Source organism: Comamonas sp. F1-6 (genome assembly GCF_039581415.1).
GTDB lineage: Bacteria > Pseudomonadota > Gammaproteobacteria > Burkholderiales > Burkholderiaceae_C > Comamonas > Comamonas thiooxydans.
Genome location: NZ_JBCPWN010000015.1, coordinates 120,800 through 137,088 on the forward strand (window position 1 = coordinate 120,800; position 16,289 = coordinate 137,088).

Annotated in this window: 17 protein-coding genes; 15 read left to right on the forward strand and 2 right to left on the reverse strand. The window is 57.8% G+C overall.

The annotated features are described in order from the left end of the window. Window positions 1-71: 71 nt before the first annotated feature. The 14 genes from AAIL66_RS16075 (at window position 72) to AAIL66_RS16140 (ending at window position 13,638) form a co-directional block, all read left to right on the forward strand. Window positions 72-1,187: a PIN domain-containing protein gene (locus AAIL66_RS16075; RefSeq protein WP_343497202.1), complete on the forward strand. Its 1,116-nt coding sequence runs from the start codon at window positions 72-74 to the stop codon at window positions 1,185-1,187. A gap of 158 nt (window positions 1,188-1,345) precedes the next feature. Beyond that, a complete protein-coding gene (locus tag AAIL66_RS16080; RefSeq protein WP_343497203.1) occupies window positions 1,346-2,146 on the forward strand; it encodes a hypothetical protein in 801 nt (266 codons plus the stop codon). 16 nt (window positions 2,147-2,162) lie between these two features. Next, window positions 2,163-3,392, forward strand: coding sequence for a hypothetical protein (locus AAIL66_RS16085; RefSeq protein ID WP_045839772.1), 1,230 nt, complete (start codon window positions 2,163-2,165; stop codon window positions 3,390-3,392). Then, on the forward strand, window positions 3,389-4,267 hold the full coding sequence (locus AAIL66_RS16090) for a hypothetical protein (RefSeq protein WP_343497205.1): 879 nt from the start codon (window positions 3,389-3,391) through the stop codon (window positions 4,265-4,267). The genes AAIL66_RS16085 and AAIL66_RS16090 overlap by 4 nt, the downstream gene beginning before the upstream one ends. Next, on the forward strand, window positions 4,261-5,430 hold the full coding sequence (locus AAIL66_RS16095) for a hypothetical protein (protein ID WP_343497206.1): 1,170 nt from the start codon (window positions 4,261-4,263) through the stop codon (window positions 5,428-5,430). The genes AAIL66_RS16090 and AAIL66_RS16095 overlap by 7 nt, the downstream gene beginning before the upstream one ends. Next, a complete protein-coding gene (locus AAIL66_RS16100) occupies window positions 5,423-7,690 on the forward strand; it encodes a hypothetical protein (RefSeq protein WP_343497207.1) in 2,268 nt (755 codons plus the stop codon). The genes AAIL66_RS16095 and AAIL66_RS16100 overlap by 8 nt, the downstream gene beginning before the upstream one ends. A 4-nt stretch (window positions 7,691-7,694) precedes the next feature. Then, window positions 7,695-8,132 (forward strand): hypothetical protein, encoded by a 438-nt coding sequence (locus tag AAIL66_RS16105; protein ID WP_343497208.1) that lies wholly within the window; start codon window positions 7,695-7,697, stop codon window positions 8,130-8,132. Between the two features lies 1 nt (window position 8,133). Further along, window positions 8,134-9,954: a hypothetical protein gene (locus AAIL66_RS16110; protein WP_343497209.1), complete on the forward strand. Its 1,821-nt coding sequence runs from the start codon at window positions 8,134-8,136 to the stop codon at window positions 9,952-9,954. Between the two features lie 240 nt (window positions 9,955-10,194). Continuing rightward, window positions 10,195-10,869, forward strand: coding sequence for a hypothetical protein (locus tag AAIL66_RS16115; protein ID WP_343497210.1), 675 nt, complete (start codon window positions 10,195-10,197; stop codon window positions 10,867-10,869). A 316-nt stretch (window positions 10,870-11,185) separates the two neighbouring features. Beyond that, entirely contained in the window at window positions 11,186-11,482 is a 297-nt protein-coding gene (locus tag AAIL66_RS16120; RefSeq protein WP_045839765.1) for a hypothetical protein, read from the forward strand. After that, on the forward strand, window positions 11,479-12,114 hold the full coding sequence (locus AAIL66_RS16125; RefSeq protein ID WP_343497211.1) for an endolysin: 636 nt from the start codon (window positions 11,479-11,481) through the stop codon (window positions 12,112-12,114). The genes AAIL66_RS16120 and AAIL66_RS16125 overlap by 4 nt, the downstream gene beginning before the upstream one ends. Next, a complete protein-coding gene (locus AAIL66_RS16130; RefSeq protein WP_343497212.1) occupies window positions 12,102-12,599 on the forward strand; it encodes a hypothetical protein in 498 nt (165 codons plus the stop codon). Before AAIL66_RS16125 ends, AAIL66_RS16130 begins: the two co-directional genes overlap by 13 nt. Next, window positions 12,596-13,057, forward strand: a complete 462-nt coding sequence (locus tag AAIL66_RS16135; RefSeq protein ID WP_343497213.1) for a DUF2829 domain-containing protein — start codon at window positions 12,596-12,598, stop codon at window positions 13,055-13,057. The genes AAIL66_RS16130 and AAIL66_RS16135 overlap by 4 nt, the downstream gene beginning before the upstream one ends. A 44-nt stretch (window positions 13,058-13,101) precedes the next feature. After that, entirely contained in the window at window positions 13,102-13,638 is a 537-nt protein-coding gene (locus AAIL66_RS16140) for a hypothetical protein (protein ID WP_343497214.1), read from the forward strand. Window positions 13,639-13,651: 13 nt separating this feature from the next. On the opposite strand, the gene AAIL66_RS16145 is transcribed toward AAIL66_RS16140, so the two are convergent. Then, window positions 13,652-13,825 (reverse strand): hypothetical protein, encoded by a 174-nt coding sequence (locus AAIL66_RS16145; RefSeq protein ID WP_343497220.1) that lies wholly within the window; start codon window positions 13,823-13,825, stop codon window positions 13,652-13,654. A 168-nt stretch (window positions 13,826-13,993) separates the two neighbouring features. Between AAIL66_RS16145 and AAIL66_RS16150 the strand changes: the two genes are divergently transcribed. Beyond that, the gene (locus AAIL66_RS16150; RefSeq protein WP_343497215.1) at window positions 13,994-14,788 is read left to right on the forward strand and encodes an AlpA family phage regulatory protein; all 795 of its coding nucleotides are present in this window, start codon (window positions 13,994-13,996) and stop codon (window positions 14,786-14,788) included. Between the two features lie 191 nt (window positions 14,789-14,979). Here AAIL66_RS16150 and AAIL66_RS16155 read toward each other — a convergent pair whose 3' ends face one another. Further along, window positions 14,980-15,666 (reverse strand): response regulator transcription factor, encoded by a 687-nt coding sequence (locus AAIL66_RS16155; protein ID WP_343497219.1) that lies wholly within the window; start codon window positions 15,664-15,666, stop codon window positions 14,980-14,982. Between the last annotated feature and the right edge of the window lie 623 nt (window positions 15,667-16,289).

Sequence of the window (16,289 nt, forward strand, 5' to 3'; positions counted from 1 at the left end):
GGAGCTTTTAGTACAGTGCGGGACGCCGTTGAGGAAAAATTTCAGAGCGCTAAGAAAATTTGGAGGGGAAAATGAATCAGCCACTTGATCCTGATGCAATAGTAATAGACACGTCCATTTATATTGCGAATGGCCTCAAATTAGAAAAAGGGCTGTTAGGTAAGTTGTCTCAGCTGAAGAAGAGTGATGTTGATTTTTTGATTCCTGATGTTGTATACGGGGAATTGAAAACTCATCTTGAGCAAAAAATAAAATCATCTCACAGCGCTTTAGAGAAGGCTATAAATGATGCTGGTGATCATTTGTATTTTGAGGTTGGGGCAACTGAAGCAATAAAGTCGCTTATCCCAAATAAGAATGATATTGAAGCTTTGGCTGAAAAAAGATTGAAAGCCTTTGTCGAAGCTACTGGGGCCGAGATTTTTGAGTGCGGACAATACGTGTCAGTAACAAGTTTGCTGCAGAAATATTTTGCGAACCACGCACCATTTAGTGAAACGGGAAAAAAGAAATCAGAGTTTCCTGATGCCATTGTCCTGATGGCTATTGACAGTTGGGCTAGCCAAGAGGGCTTCAAGGTTATTGCTGTTACAAAGGATGATGATTGGAAGAATTACTGCGAAGCTTCCGATAATTTGATATGCCTGGATGATTTATCTGAGGTTCTAGCCATCCTCAATCGCAAGAGTGCACCTGAGGAATTTATCGAAAGATTGGAAACGGAGCTAAATAGTGGAAAGGCTCAAAGCTTCTTGGATGGCATTGGATTGCAGTTGAAGACTGCACTCGATGGATTTACCCCGGATCAGGAGGCGGATTCTTTTTTGCAATGGGAGCCTGATGGGGCTGAGGCGTGGTTTAAAGGATTTTCACTAGTTTCAAATGAATTAAAAGTCATCGAAAGTGAAGAAGACTATTTGGTCATTGAAGCTATCGCATCAATTACTGTGGAGGCAGAGGGGGACTTCTCGTTATCGGTTCATGATTCCATCGATGGTGATGATGTTCCAATGGGCGGCGTTACCGCCAACACTACAGAAACATTTATATCTCCGATTTTGATTACTATTTATGGGGATTTATATGGGAAGACGTCTGATTTGGAGGTGGCCGAGGTTGAGATTGTTTCTCCAATAACCACGATAAATTTTGGGACGTTGGAGCCTGACTTTGGAGATTACGAATAGTTCTTGCCTGCAACATCTATGCCGGTACGGCAAGAATTCTTTTTTATGGAAGTCATGAAGCGGGTCGGGCAAATATCGTTTGAAGTGTTGCCACCCCTCTAGGGTTCGCCAGCGAACCCTGATTCTTGGACATTGGCTGCAATCTCTGGAGAGCAGCCATGTCCAACACCGCATACCCCAAGGGTGCCGAGAAGATTCTTTCGGGCGCCATCAACTTTGCCGCAGCCACCATCAAGGTGGCACTGGTATCTGACGCCTATACCTACAGCGCGGCGCATGAGTTTCTGTCGGCCGTCACCCGTGTCGGTACCGATCAGACGCTGACGAGCAAGAGCGTGACCGGTGGCGTGTTCGACGCAGCCCCCGCTGAATTTGGCATTCTTGCTCCCGGCAGCAAGATCAAGGCTGTGGTGCTCTATATGGACACCGGTAGCCCTTCGACCTCACCGCTGCTGTTCTATATGGATTCGGTACAGGGTCTGCCCATGGATACCAACGGCGGCGAGGTACGCGTGCCCTGGGATACCGGCCCCATCAAGATCGCGGCCGCTGGCCTGCCGTTCTATCCGAAGGCCGCTGAGCGCCTGCTGTCTGCCGATCTGCCCTTGACCGGTGCGACGCTCAAGGCCGTGATGCTGCCCGGCAGCTATGTCTATGACGCGGCCCATGAGTTTCTGCCCGACCTGGGCGCGGTGGTGGGCGCGGCAGTTACCTTGACGGGCGTCACGGTGGCGGGCGGCGTGCTGGACGCCAACGATGTGGACTTTGGCGCGGTCGCAGCAGGTTCTACGGCGTCTTACATCGCCCTCTACGCCGACACAGGCACGGCTGCCACTTCCCCGGTGGTGCTGTATTTGCCCAGCGTGGTGGGCTTCCCCATGACGACCAACGGCAGCGGCGTGGTGGTGCAATGGTCGAACGCGGCCGCCAAGATCGTCAGCCTGCTGGGCACGGCGTAAGGGGGAGGGGAGCGCCATGGCCCGCAAGATGCTTTTTAGCAATAGCGCTGAAGCTGCGCTGCAGACCCCGTTACTGGACACCCCTCCACCGTATTACACCCTCTTGCCGGATGGCAGTCAGTATGAAGATCTGCCGGAGTCCTGGGTTCCTGGGGATGGCAGTTACTACGTATTTGAGGTGAGTGATCCAGCGCATGCGGACCTGTTTGTAGAAGGTACTGGTCAGCTGGATCGCGCCCAGCCCGTCACGCTCACCCATGACAGCATGCCCGGTGTGTTTGAAATCGTGCATGTATACACCCGCTTTACCAATATCTTTGAGGTGTTTCGCGCCCAAGAAGGGACCTTGGCCAAGGCGTGGCCTGTTGGCACCAAGGTCAGCGCCAATGTGACTGCCGGCATGCTGGAGTCGTTCTTGCAGGACGATGGCACGGTGGCGCGCATTGGTGGCGAGAACCAGTCGGTATTGCTCGGTGCTGCGGTCGAGGCAGGCGAGAAGCGCCCCGCTGGAACCAACAGTTTTGTGTTCAGGTCACGTTCGCTCGTCGATTGGGCGGTGCAGCTCGGCGCCTACCCCGTGCTGCAGCCCTTGCCAGCCCAGCGCCCAAAAGACAGAGAGTACAGCGGTAACCATTACCGGATCTGGCAGGACCTGGCGCTGGCGCATGAGAGTACCGGAGGCTTTTGGCCGGCAGACATTGGGGCGCCCAAGGCTTGGGCTGCTGGTAGCTACAACAACTTCAAGCAAGGCGCGGTGTTCACGCCTTCCACGCCCAACGGCTATCAATACTGGGCCGATGTGGTGGTCGAGAAAGCGATTGATTCCCTGACCTTCAGCGAAGAACCCGCATTGATCCCCGGCGAAATTTTGTCGGTGCTTGATACCGAGGACAACTCGCTGCGCGGGAACCTGGTGCCGCAGGTCATGCCGGTGGTGCAGAGCACCAACTTTCGCCACCCTCTGATGGTGACCGAGGTGGGCTTTATGGGGCGCGCGAGCACGGATGTGACGCAGATGCCCGTGGTTTCCCTTGGCACCGAGGCCGATCCCACCCGCTTTGCCAATGCCGTGAGCCTGGATTCGCTGGTGGCCAGCGGGAACTTGAGCGTCCATCGCATCCCGATTGCCGCCGGTGGCGCGCTGGTCGAAGACATTAAAGTCACGGTCACTCAAGCCGGCGTCGGTGGCCCCATCCCTGGACGCTTCTATTGGCGCGGTGTCTTTATGGTGGATGGCGGTTCATGAGTTATCCGCTCATCAATGGCGCTTCCATCAATAGCTCAGGAGGCTCGTCCGAAGCACCGCTGGTACCTACGCGCGGCATTCCCATGGCGCTCAGCGGCACGCAAACCGCTGTGCGGGTGTTGCTGGCGCCATCGGCCGACGCGCTGGCGCTGGGCGCGCACAGGACTCAGCAGCCGATTCGCCCGCTTTCGCTGGCGCTGGCGCAGGCCGGCGTGCCCACGGCCAAGTTCCAGGCCACGCTGTACCCGGCGCCATTGCAAATGGCCGTTGAAGGCCAGGCCCGTTTGGTGCTGACGGTTTTCCCCGAGCCTGCCGACGCGCTGGCGCTGGGCGCTGCCAAGGTCAAGACCGGCACCGATGTGGAGCTCAAGCCCTGGGGCCTGGGCATGTGCGTGGCGGGCCAGGCGACCGCGACTCAGGCCCAGCCGCAACCTTCGGTGACCTACCAGGTGCCGGCGGCGCGCGCGATGCGCTTTGGCGCGGCGGCTATCGAGCTGCCGTCCATCGTGGTGAAGCCACAAAGCGCGGATGCATTGCGCATGGGCAGCGCGCGGATGGTGCAGGTAGCCAAGGCTGCACCCAGCCAAGCCATGGCCTTGGGCCAGCCGCGCACGGTACAGGTCGTCAAGCCGGCCAGTGGGCATGTTCTGACTCTGGGGCGGGCGGGGATTCACACAGGCCTGCGGGCGGCAGGCATCCCTCTGGCCGTGGGTGGCGTGCCTTCCGTCAGGCTGGCGCAGAGGGTGGTGCAGGTCGAGTCGGCTGATGCTCTGCAGCTTGGCCATCCCGGCCCGCTGGCCTATGCCTTCCATGTGCGCCAGAGCTTTGCCCTGGAGTTGGGCCGCCCGATCGTTGCAAGGACTCATCAATGCTGACCTTCAAGAGCTTTACCGGAATCAACAATGTGCAGCCAGAGCATCGTCTGAAAGCCTCTGACTTGCTGGCCGCCAAGGATGTGGATATTGGCCTGGATGGCGAGGTATCGCGCCGCGGTGGCTACCAGCGCCTGTCTGAGGTCTGCCATAAGAACCTGTGGCAGGGGGCCGGCTTTCAGCTGGCGACGACCGGGGGCGCACTGGTTTCGATTGCTGCGGGCGGAGCTATCACGGTGCTATGGCCCAATATCGGCCCCGAGCGCGTCTGGTACTGCAATCTGCCGGATGGGCGCATGCTGTTTTCGACGGGGCTGCAGCGCGGCATCACGGACGGGCTGACAGCCCAGATGCTCACGGTGCCTGAACCGGCATCGCTCGGCGCGCTGGATTTTGCCTTTGGCGAGCTGGAGCCGGGGCATTACCGCTATGGCCTGAGTCATGTGCGCCTGAGCGACCGCGCAGAGGGGCCGGTGCGGGTGTCCGAGCCGGTGTCGGTGCTGCAAGGCGGCCTGCGCCTGGATGGGCTGCCGCAGCTGCCGGGCCATGCCCTCAATGTCTACCTGAGTGGGCGCGATGGCGAGGGCATGTTCTTTGCCGGTACCGCGGTGGAGCGCAGCTTTGAATTCGGCGGGCGCAATAGTGCGCTGGTGCTGCCGGCCCGCACGCTGGGCGCCCGGGTGCTGCCAGATGGCACGCTGATGGCGTTCTGGCGCGGCCGTGTGCTTGTGGCCCAGGGCAAGGTGCTGTGGGCCAGCCGGCCCGCCGTGCCGCATCTGAGCGACTGGCGTGACTTCAAGCCCATGACGGCTGACATCACGGCCTTGGTACCGGTGGACACGGGCATTTATGTGGGGACGACCCAGGATCTGATTTTTCTGGGCGGCGAGACCTTTGACGGCCTGAGCTATACGGCGACCAAGCGCGGCCCGGTGGTGTTGGGATCGGGCATCGAGGCGCCAGGCCATCGGGTGGCGCTGGGCGACGGCACCGGAGCGGGCGCGGCCATGCTGTGCATTGCTGGCGGCGAAGTGGTGGCTGGCTTTGATGGTGGACAGACCACCAGCCTGACGGCCAACCGGTTCAAGACCCAGGCCACGGAGGTGAGTGCGGCCTTCCGCGAGGTGAACGGCATTCCTCAGTACATGGCGGTGCCGCATGGCTGAGTTGTTCAATCCCTTCAATCGCAGGGTGACGGGCGAGGCCTTCAACGGGCTGGCGCCGGTGCAGCTGCGCGTTGAGGAGGGCAGTGCTTCGCGTGACCAGGTGAAGGCGGTGCAGGATGCTTTTGCGCACTTTGCGCGGCGGGCGACGTTTGCTCATGTGCCCAACCCCACCGAAAGCGGCGTGCTGGGCGACGGCAGCCCCTACCGCATCACCACGGTGGGCAATACCACCATCGTGCAGCTGTGGCCCGAGCAGCCCGATCTGGAAAGCGGGGATCGGGGCGTGCTGGTTCGCACTGAGGGGCAACTGTACCTGGTCGGCTATCACGCCGGCCGCTGGCGCTATCGCAAGGTGAACAGTGCATTTGGCGGCACGGGAGCCTGGATCTCCAACCGCAGTGCGCGCTATTTCACGGACGCGACGAGCCGAGGGGACGGCATTGAAGAAATGCCCAACCGTAAACATCGCCGACGCGATGCCGTGCTGCAGCAGCCCAGAAGCGCGAGCAGCATTGTCCTGGGTATGGCCTACGGCGATGCCAATGGCGGCCTGGGTTTTATCGGCGTCCATGGTGCCTATGTCCAAGCGAAGCTGGACAAGCAGAGCGTGAGTGTGGCCGAGGCGCCGCTGGTGTCCGATGCGTCCTTTGCCATCAGCCCGGATGAAGTGTTTGCGGTACCCGAAGTCATTGCGACCTTCACGCCAGTGCTGCCTGCTGACACCGTGTTTGCGGATGTGAACGGTGTGGCGCGCGAGAGCCGGCTGCGCGGCGGTACCGGTGTGAGCGTGGGCGTGGTGAGCCCTAATCAGAGCATCGGCCTGAATGAATTTCCAGCCCTGGCGCAGCGCAAGTGGATTGCCGAGCAGGCACTAACCCACGAGCTGAAGCTGCGCATCAATTCGGCCGGCGGCTATGAGCTGGACACGGTGCCTGTGGGCTCGGCCAGCATGACGGTGGTGATACCGGCGGGTGTGAGTTTTCCTCCCACTTCGCCGCAATGGCGTCAGAGCTCGCAAGGCTCGATGAGGTCGAATCAATCCGGCGTGTTCGTGATGCCGTTCCGCGAGGGCGGCATCGCTCCGGCGCAGGTGAATTTCACGAGGCAGGTGGCCTGGGATTGGGTCTATCAGTATGAGTTCACCCGCAGCGCGCCGGTGCTGCTGGGCTATGGCTGGAATGATGACCGGCAAGTCTTTAACTTGCAGTCGCAGGATAGCCAGCATGTGACCGTGCGCCTGGATCGCCCGGATGCAGACTCGCAGGCATTGGCGCGGGGAGACGGCATATATTTCTACCGCTATATCAACGTCGAGAACATCGAAGATCCGCCAGAAGGCGGCCGCGTCAGCCTCTTGTTTCAGCTACCCGAGGGAGAAGCTGGTGCCGCTGTATTGCAGGAGTGGCGTGACTTCATTGCCAGTGCAGCGATCAGCGAGGCGGCCGTCAAGACGCGTAGCGGCCAGCTGGTTTCCAAGAAGCTGCTGCAGACGCCCTGGGGGTCGATAGCCCTTCTGGATGTCGATGTGCAAGTGGTCACCGAATACAGCTACGAAGTGCGCCACAACAACGAGCTGTTGCAGCCGGAGCTGTTCACGATCCGTGCCGTCGAGGGCGTCGCCGCGCGCAGGCAGTTGCTGTATATCGATCCCTTGCTGGAATTCGTGGCCTATCTGGAGGTGGTGACACAGGCCTTTGTGCCTGCTGGTGTCAATGACGCGAGCACGGTCACGACCAGCGGCACCAAGGCGGCCGTGGTGTTTGAGCGCAAGGGGCAGGTGTTCTTTCGCCAGTCGCTGGCCGGCGTTGCCGAGGCATCGGTGACCGGCGGCAAAGGCTCTTGGCTGGCCACCCAGGATCTGGAGCGGTCCGTGCCGCCCGAATACCAGTCCATGTCCGAGAAAGGGCAGCTTCCGGCGACGGGCCCCGAAGGCGAGCAGCTGATTGTGGGCTGCGATGTGCCTTATTACGTGCCCTCATACGACGCGCCGCTGGAAGTAGTGATCACTGGCGCCACGCTCACGCCCCAGAGCTACCCCATTCCCTGGCCCAGTTTGGAGGCCCTGCCATCGCTGGCGGTGCGCGCCGCCATCGATCCGGGGAGCTGGCAGGGCAGCAGTGCCGCTGGCGTTGTGGCGCTACTGCAGGAGGACAAAGTGATTGCGGCCTGGGCACTTCCGCCCCGGGGCTCGCCCGTGCCGCTGGCGTCCATCGCCCCCATCAACCCGGCTCAGATGACCGGATTCATAGCCTCTGCATAGCACCATGAGCACCATTGTTTGCAACACCTTGAGCGGCGCCGTCACCGAGTACACGCGCCACGATTTTGATAGCGTCACGGCCACGCACTGCGCGGGCGTGGATGGCCTTTTTGCATTTGGCGGCGATAACGATGCAGGCCTGCCGATCACGACCGAGCTGCGCCTGCCGGCCACGCTGCGCGAGAACACCCTGAAGCAGCAGATTGCCATGGTCTATCTGTCCATGCGCGGGCAGGGCGAAGCCCGGTTCACGGTGTACGGCCCTGGCCAGAGCTGGAGCTACCCCTTCCCGCTGCGCGAGAGCGACCAGACGCGCTGCCCGGTGGGCAAGGGCATCCGCGAGAACTATCTGGGCTTCGGCCTGAGCACCCCAGACGGCCAGGCCTTCACGCTGGACCGCGTGGAGGTGATGAGCGTCAAGTCCAAGACAAGGAGAGTTTGAGATGGCAGAGTTTGATTTCAACGGCCCGGCCGAGATTGTTCAGGACAAGTACCAGCGCTCGATTGCTCTGGCTGACCAGGCCCTGCGCGAGTCCAAGTCCATGCAGGACGCTTTCAACAACCTGGTGCTGCCGACTCCCACCATCAGCGTGCGCTGGGGCACGATCGCGGCGCCATCTCTGCCCGAAGTGCTGGACCTGCCCGAGCTGCCCAAGGTCGGCTTTACCGCCCCGGGCGATATGCCGAGCGATCTGGATCTGGCTAGCCTGCCCGATGTAGAGGTCCCCGGCTTTGATCTGCAGCCGCCGGCCATGGACTTTGGCGCAGCTCCCGAGCTGGTGATCGGCCAGGCCCCGGCCTTGCCCCAGATGCGCGAGGTGACCATTCCCGATGCGCCCGATGTGAGCCTGCCTGACGCGCCGGCGTTTCTGGCGCTGACCACGCATAGCTTTGGCGGCGTGAATCTGCATGAGGACTGGCTGGCCAAGCTGGACGACATGCCCGAGCTGCAACTGCTGGAGCCCGCTCCCTTTGAGTTCAAGCGCGCGCCAGGCTATGCCTCGCAGTTGCTGAGTAATCTGCAGGCCGTAATCAGCGCCCGCATCCAGGGGGGTACCGGGCTGAAGCCCGAAGCAGAGCAGGCCATCTGGGATCGATCGCGCGACCGCGAAACCCAGGTGGCGCTGGCGCGCGAGCAGGAGGTGATGCGCGCGGCCGAGGCGCTGGGGTTCCCTCTGCCCTCCGGGGTGCTGGTCGGACAGCTGGCTGATGCCCGCCGTGAGTTCTACGACAAGCTCTCGGGCCTGTCGCGCGATATCGCCATCAAGCAGGCCGATCTGGAACAGGCCAATGTGAAGGACGCAATCACCCAGGGGCTGGCGCTGGAAGGCCAGTTGATGGACCAGGCCATGCAACTGGATCGACTGTCGTTTGAAGCAGCCAAGGCGACGGCCGACCATGGCATTGCGACCCATAACGCGGCGCTTGAGCGTTTCAAGGCACTGCTGGATGGCTACCGTGCCTATGCCATGGCCTATGAAACCGTCATCAAGGCCGAGATGAATAAGGTGGAGGTCTACAAGGCCATGCTGCAGGCCGAGCAGACCAAGGCCGAGATCAATCAGTCGCTGGTGGCGCGCTACAAGGCCGAGATTGATGGGCGCATGGCGGCCGTGGAGATCTACAAGACCCGCGTGCAGGCGGCCCAGACCCTGGTGAGCCTGGAGCAGACCCGCATCCAGGCCGGCGGCGAGCAGATCCGTGCCTTTGTGGCGACCATCAATGCCGAGACTTCCAAGGTGGAGCTGTACAAGGCCCGCGCCCAGGGCGAGGCCATCAAGCAGGATGCATACCGATCCCAGGTACAGGCGTACAGCGCCTTTGCCAGCGCCCAGGCCGAGCGCGCCCGGGTGGCGATTGCCCAGGCCCAGGCCAAGATTGCGGCCAAGGGCCTGGAGTGGGATGGCTGGAAGGCGCGCCTGTCGGCCGAGGTGTCCAAGATGGACGCCGCAGCCAAGCAATCAGCCATTCTGGTGGATGGCTACAAGGTGAGCGCCAATGCCATTGAGGCTACGGCCGCGAACTATACGCGCCGCTGGGAGGCCGACATCAAGCAGTACGAGGCCGGCAGCAACATCAGCCTGCAGACCGCCAAGCTCAATGCCGATGTGGCGATCCAGAGTAATGCCGTGCGGCTGGAGGCGGCCAAGATTGGCCTCACGACTTCAGCGCAGCGCGTGGCCAGCGCCTGGAGCATGGTGTCTGCGTCGGCTGGTATCTCGGGCTCAAGCAGCTGGAGCTACAGCGGTTCGCTCGATCAGTGAGGAGGGGCGGGCAACGACCCATTGCAGGTACTTGGACAATGAGGGTCTATGCCTGCCGCACGGAATTTTCAGTCGTTCAAAAATGATCATCAGCATGTCCATGCAAATTCAGAAAGGTCGCATTTGAACGCCGATCGGACTTAAATTCGAAGAAGATTGAGCCATTGAGGAGAAGGCATATTTTTCTACAAGCTATTTCGTAGACAGAGATATCAATTTGATAGAAAGCGACGATTAGGAATGAAAGTAAAAAAGGTAGCCGCTGTAAGTGCTCATGATGAGCTACTAGCGTTGATGGCAGATTTTGCAGCAGATTACTTAGACCCTGCATTTAAAAAAAAACAGGCTGGTGAAGTGCACCACCGTCCAACTGACACGATGTTTGAGGAAATCTTCCGGGGGTTTACAGAGATCGGGGAATCTATGGATACATTGGAACTGCTTGAAGAGCTCTTAAAGGCTCCACCTTCCCGTAGGAAGGCAATACGCAAGGACAGATACCTAAAGTTCCTAATTGGCTCCTATCTTCAGGAAATGTACATCCTTGAGCAGCGCATGACTGCCTATGGAAAAAAAATCTCTCGGCTCTATGGAGCACGACCCCTACCTGCAGCAATCAAGGAGATGGTTTACACCCCATTAGAGAATTTAATCAGCGTGAGAGGTGCTCACGTTCACGAGCGCCGATTTAGCGACGAACATTTAGATCGACTTGGGATGTTTGCCACGCTTAATTGTGTTGGTCACACCCTTGGCGAACACCTAGAGGATGAGTACTTCACCAGTCAGATAACCTGGGCAGAACGTGTGTCTAAGAACAACAAATCTACGCGAAAAATCATCGATCAATATTGCGCCATGATCAAGCCAATCATCACCGATAGCGGCAAGATTTTCATTCCTAAGAAAGTTTGAACTCCCAGTTGATCTCATCCATAAGCTATTGATCATTCGACACAGCTTTCTAAGGCCCTTCCAGTTCGTCTTTAGTGAACCGCCCAACATTTCCAAGAGATGTCAGACGCTGTCTTCTGATCCCTGTTGTGCAGCGGTGACACCACTCTTAGGCTTCGAGCAAGCTACGCGGGATGCCTTACTGCAATGCCTGCCTGGGGGGATTCCACCGGTCGATACTAAGTAGTGCCCTCTCCTGGTCGTTAGCCGCCTGCAGTTAGGCGTACACCCCTCTAGGGTTCGACCACTGAGCCTGCTCCCGGAAAACTTCGGGGGCATGAAAAAAGCTCTCGCATCAATGCTGGCGCTGCTGGGCATTCACCAGCATCTGAGTGCCGAGCAAAAACAAGACATAGCCATTGCGGCCGTGCAGACCACGCCAGGAGCCGCATCAGCCGGTGCGGCGCGATTGGGCGGGCTTCCTCTCAGTGATTGGGCAGTGGTGGCCACCATCGCTTTTGTGGCACTGCAGGCGGCCTATCTGATTTGGAAGTGGCGCCGCGATTACGTTCATGAGCAGGCGCGCCAGGAGCTGCGCGATAAGGCCAAGGCTGCCGTAGGGGGCACGCCATGAGCAAGATTCCATCACAGCTGCGCACCAGCATTGGTGCCTTGCTGGTCTTGACCGGCATTGGTGGCGGCAGCTACTACGTGGATCAGGCCGCGACGGCCGAGGTCCAAAAGAATCAGTACATCCAGGCAGTCGCCGCCGATCCCGATATGCCCGATGGCATGCGCATCGCCATGGTCATGGCCGCGTTTTATGAGTCCAGCAATCGCCACATTGGTACGCCCTACGTGGACAAGCTGGGCAAGGGGCAGCCGCTGACGGTATGCAACGGACTGACGGGCAAGGATGTGGTTGCGGGCAAGTGGTACAGCCCTGCCGAATGCTTCCGCCTGGAGAAAAAGCGCTATGTGCAGTATGAGCAGATCGCCAAGCGTTCACTGACTTACTGGGGCAGCTACAACTCCTTCCAGCAGGCCACGTTCTTCGACTTCCTGCACAACAAGGGCGACAGCAATTTCCAGACCAGCACCATGAGGCGTGATGCGAACGGGGGCAACTGGGTCAAGGCCTGCCGTGAAAACGTGCGCTGGAACAAGGGCACGGTCAATGGCGTGTCCGTGGTGCTGCCCGGGCTGAAGATCCGCGGCGATGCGAATGCCGAGCTCTGCGAGTGGGGGCTGTCATGGCGCGGCTGACCGTCTACACATCACTGGCCGCCGCAGCGGCTGGCGCTGCCTTGGCCTGGTCCTTTCAGGCTGCGCGCCTGGGTGCCGAGTTGGCCGACGAGCGCCTGCAGGCCATCCAATACCGCGAGCAGATCGCCGATGAACGCACGGCCGCCGGCCGCCGCGTGCTGGCCGTCGAACGCACGGTCAACGCCACATACCAAGGAGCCCTGAATGACGCCATCCAGAAGCAGGCCGCTTTGCAGGCTGCTGCTGATCGCGCTCGCCGCGAGCGTGACGGCCTGCGCAAGCAACTGTCCGATGCCGAGCAACGACTTGCTGACGCTTCCCCCGCCGCCCTCATCGAGTACGCCCGTTCCCTCAACAACGTATTCGGACAGTGCAGCCAGCGATACACGGAGCTGGCAATCCGAGCTGATGGCCACGCAGCTGATGCGGCAACCTGCCGCGCGGCCTGGCCAGTGATCCCTCAGACCAAGGAGAACCCTCAATGAATTTCGGTGACGCCATCAAGGAATTGAAGCTGGGCAAGCGCCTGCAACGTACCGGCTGGAACGGCAAAGGCCTGTTCGTCTATCTGGTGCCTGCTGCCAGCTACCCAGCACAGACCGGCGCGGCCAAGGCACATTTTGGCGAGGGCGCGATGGTGCCCTACAACCCGTATTTCGCCATCAAGAACGTGGACGAGACTGTCAGCACCTGGGTGCCGAGTGTCAATGACTGCCTGGCCGAAGACTGGCAGGTAGTGGGTTGCACGGTCCCACCCCACCAGCAGCGCGTGCTGGACGAAAAGCAGGATACGGACATCCGTATCACCAGGCTGGACGAGTTCATTCTGCGCAATGCCTTGTTCCGCCAGCTGGACCCCGACGAGCAGGCCCGCATGCGCCGCCAGCTCGATGTGATGCGCGAGCTGTCTGTGATCCTGGGCGAGCGCATCTCTGCTTTCTAAGCCTTCCGGCCCGCACCGGCCGGCTGCCGGAATCTGGAGTAACCATGCAATTCATCAAGAAGCACGCGACAGCCATCCTCTATGTGGTCATCGCCTTGTTCCTGGCCGTGTTCGGCTACCGCCTTTGCAGCGATTCGGCCCTGGTGATCGACATCATGCTGTTCGCGCTGTTCAGCTCCGCGCTGCTGGCGCTGCCCATCGTGGAAGTGGGCGACAAGATCCTGAAGAAGCTCAAGGAGCTGGAACCCAAGACGGGTGGCACACTAGGGTCGAACGTGGTCGGGGTGCTGCGCAATCACCGCAACGACCTGGAGTATTCCCTTGTGCATGCGCTGGCGCCTCATTTGGTGAACACCAAGAACGCGGATGAACTGGGGACATTTATCCGGGATGTGGTCAACTCAATTCAGGGCCGCGGCTCTCAGACGCTTACAGCGGTCTGCACCTGTGGCCCGAATGCCGGCTGCAGCAATTGCCCTGCTGGCGGTGGTCAGAGTCTGCAGGCCGCCCAGGATGGCCTGTCGCAGTCAGCCACAAGGACTGCAGAGGCTTGGGCTGGGGTGCTGGGCAAGACCTCCTGAGTCAGCAGATTCCTCAGTAGCCTTCGACTAAAGGCATTTCAGTCCCATCGACCGCAATCATCACGCCCGTGGTGTTGGGGTCGATTTCAATTGGGACGCCCCACATTTCATTGGGCTTGGCGAAGGCGTTGACGATGTTGAACTGGCGCAGCTCTTCCGGCGGCAATAAGCAATACTGGAAATGCAAATCGTTCTTGCGCTACTCCCGTGTTAGAGTGTTTCCTACATTGATATCAACTATCAAGAATCAATATCTATTGCATTGATTAACTATGGTGCATGCACCTAACATCCGAATTCAAGAGGCCATATGTCTAGGGAGAGCGCGTCACGTGTCACTAAACATGTCATCCCTATGGATGAGGTGTTGATTCGGACAGCGCTATCAAAATCGATGCTCTACAAGCTCTTGCGGCAGGACAAGTTTCCTCACCCAACGCCGATGAGCAATAGAAGCATTGGCTGGTTCGAGGCTGATATCGAAAACTGGCTACAGGCTAGAAAAGCGGCTCGCCAAGTCCATCTCGCACTCCCTCTCGTCTACATGGCGGGCAGGATGGGAGAGTCTGTAGACAACAAGAAGCCAGGCGGGGACTTTTCTTGCTGGCGAATCTTCGATGTTTCCAAATCCAATGCCCTCGGTGATTTAGAAACGGAAAGTTCGGAAGCTGACGTACTGATCGCGCCGCCGCAAGAAATGGTCTTTTATGGAACGCGCACAAGGTTCATGTACTCGGGTCCATGGAAGACCAGAGGCAGCGACCACGGGTACATGCATGGAGTGACTCCGTGCTCGCCTGACAGAGCACAGAACGCCGCATACCGTGGAGCGCTCCAAGGCATTTCTCGGGCTGATGTAGTTGTGGCCTATCTTGAAGATCTGGAAGCCTACGACACTCTGGTTGAGATTGGTTACGCCAGGGCGGCCGGTAAGAGGGTGATAGTGATTACTTCACCGGCACTTCATAAGCCACCGCTTAACGATGGGTGGAGTCGCAGGTTCTGGTTTGCTATCCGGGCTGCGGATCGGCACATTGAATTGCCAGACCGCCCCGGTAGCACGTCAAAGGAGCACTGGCAATTGGCTCATGCACAAGCAGCAATGCTGGTTGCGGAGTGGTATCCAAACACTATGGTCTCTACCACCTAAAGCCTTGCCCATACCCAGGTTGCGAAGGCTTTTGAACATTACCAAACAGGGGCTGCACAATTGAAAGCAGTCAGGTAAAAAGCGTCTGCAACTTGACGAATAAATTCTCTTGTCAAAGATAATCAATCAAAGAACATCTGTAAGAAAAAATCCATTTATCTCGAACTTAAAACTCAGATAAAAAAGAGAGTTTAAATGATACCTGTCAGCATCGCATATCTGACAGCTTGTGCTCTGGTTCTGACCTGCATTTTTCCGTAAATATTTTTTACATGTGTTGCCACAGTTAATGGGCTGATTTCCAGGTAGGACGAAATCTCTTGAGTGGTTTTTCCTTGAGCTATCAATTTCAATATATCTACTTCTCTTTCAGTCAGCGACTCGAATTTTTTATGCATTGAGATGTTTTCCCCCTGCATAGATGCCTTGAATATTTTGGGAATGATTTTCTTCGCCACACGGGGCGATATCGCAGCCCCACCATTGGCTACTTCCAGCACAGCCTGCAAATAGCTTCCAAACCATGAGTTCTTTACCAGGTATCCAACAGCGCCTCTCTTAAGAGCATCCATGGCCGCATCGTCGCTTTCACTTGCAGAAATTGCGATGCATAGCACGTCAGGCCTTTTTAGCTGGATGGACTCCAGCAGCTCAGCTCCTTGGCCTTCGCCAATAGACAGGTCGATGAGGAGTACGTCGAACTCTTGAGAAAAGACGTTCTTGCGAGCCTCTTTGTAGCTGGAAGCCTGCCCTACCAGAAGAGTGCGCGGGTCACGCATGAGCTCCTGCGCGATCACGTTCCTGATGTGTCTGTCTTCGTCGACCAGAAAGACTCGCACAGGTTGGCTCTGCTGCCCCTTCATGTCGGATGGCCACATGCCACCGAAAGCAATAGATGCGCCTTCAGTTCTGCCGACGTCAGACCGTGAACTCATAGATGCGTCGGTTAGATACATGTGACACCCCAGCAAGTAGATAGATTGGTTGGCAGTCACGCGAAAAATAAAATCTCCCTTTTTTAAAATCCACTAAAAGTAAATAAAGAAATACGTGGTTTATATTTTTACAAATTAAAACTCTAATATGTGGTATTGATTGCAGCAGATGCGTGAAAAATAGATATAAACCCTTTGTTATTGAAACATTGGACATGGAAAGTAAACGGAAATATAGATTACTTTTTTTAACACTGTAAGAATTTTCCCATGGGTGCTATTTATTCAATAGCACACCATGCACAAAACACAATAACTCAATCATTTTTTGATTGAATTTATTTTGTTAAGAAAATATTTCTAAACAGGGTATTACTGTTTCTTAGTCATTTTCTGAAACTGGCCTTACCGAACGCCTGTTTTGGAACGTAACCAAGCACTCCAGAACTCGTTGACGGTTAACAGGGGCCTTTTGCATATCTGCAAATGGTCTTTTGCTCACACACACTCTTTCTTTCACTTGTCTGAAAACTCGCTATTCAAAGGAACGATCATGAAAAAGTCTA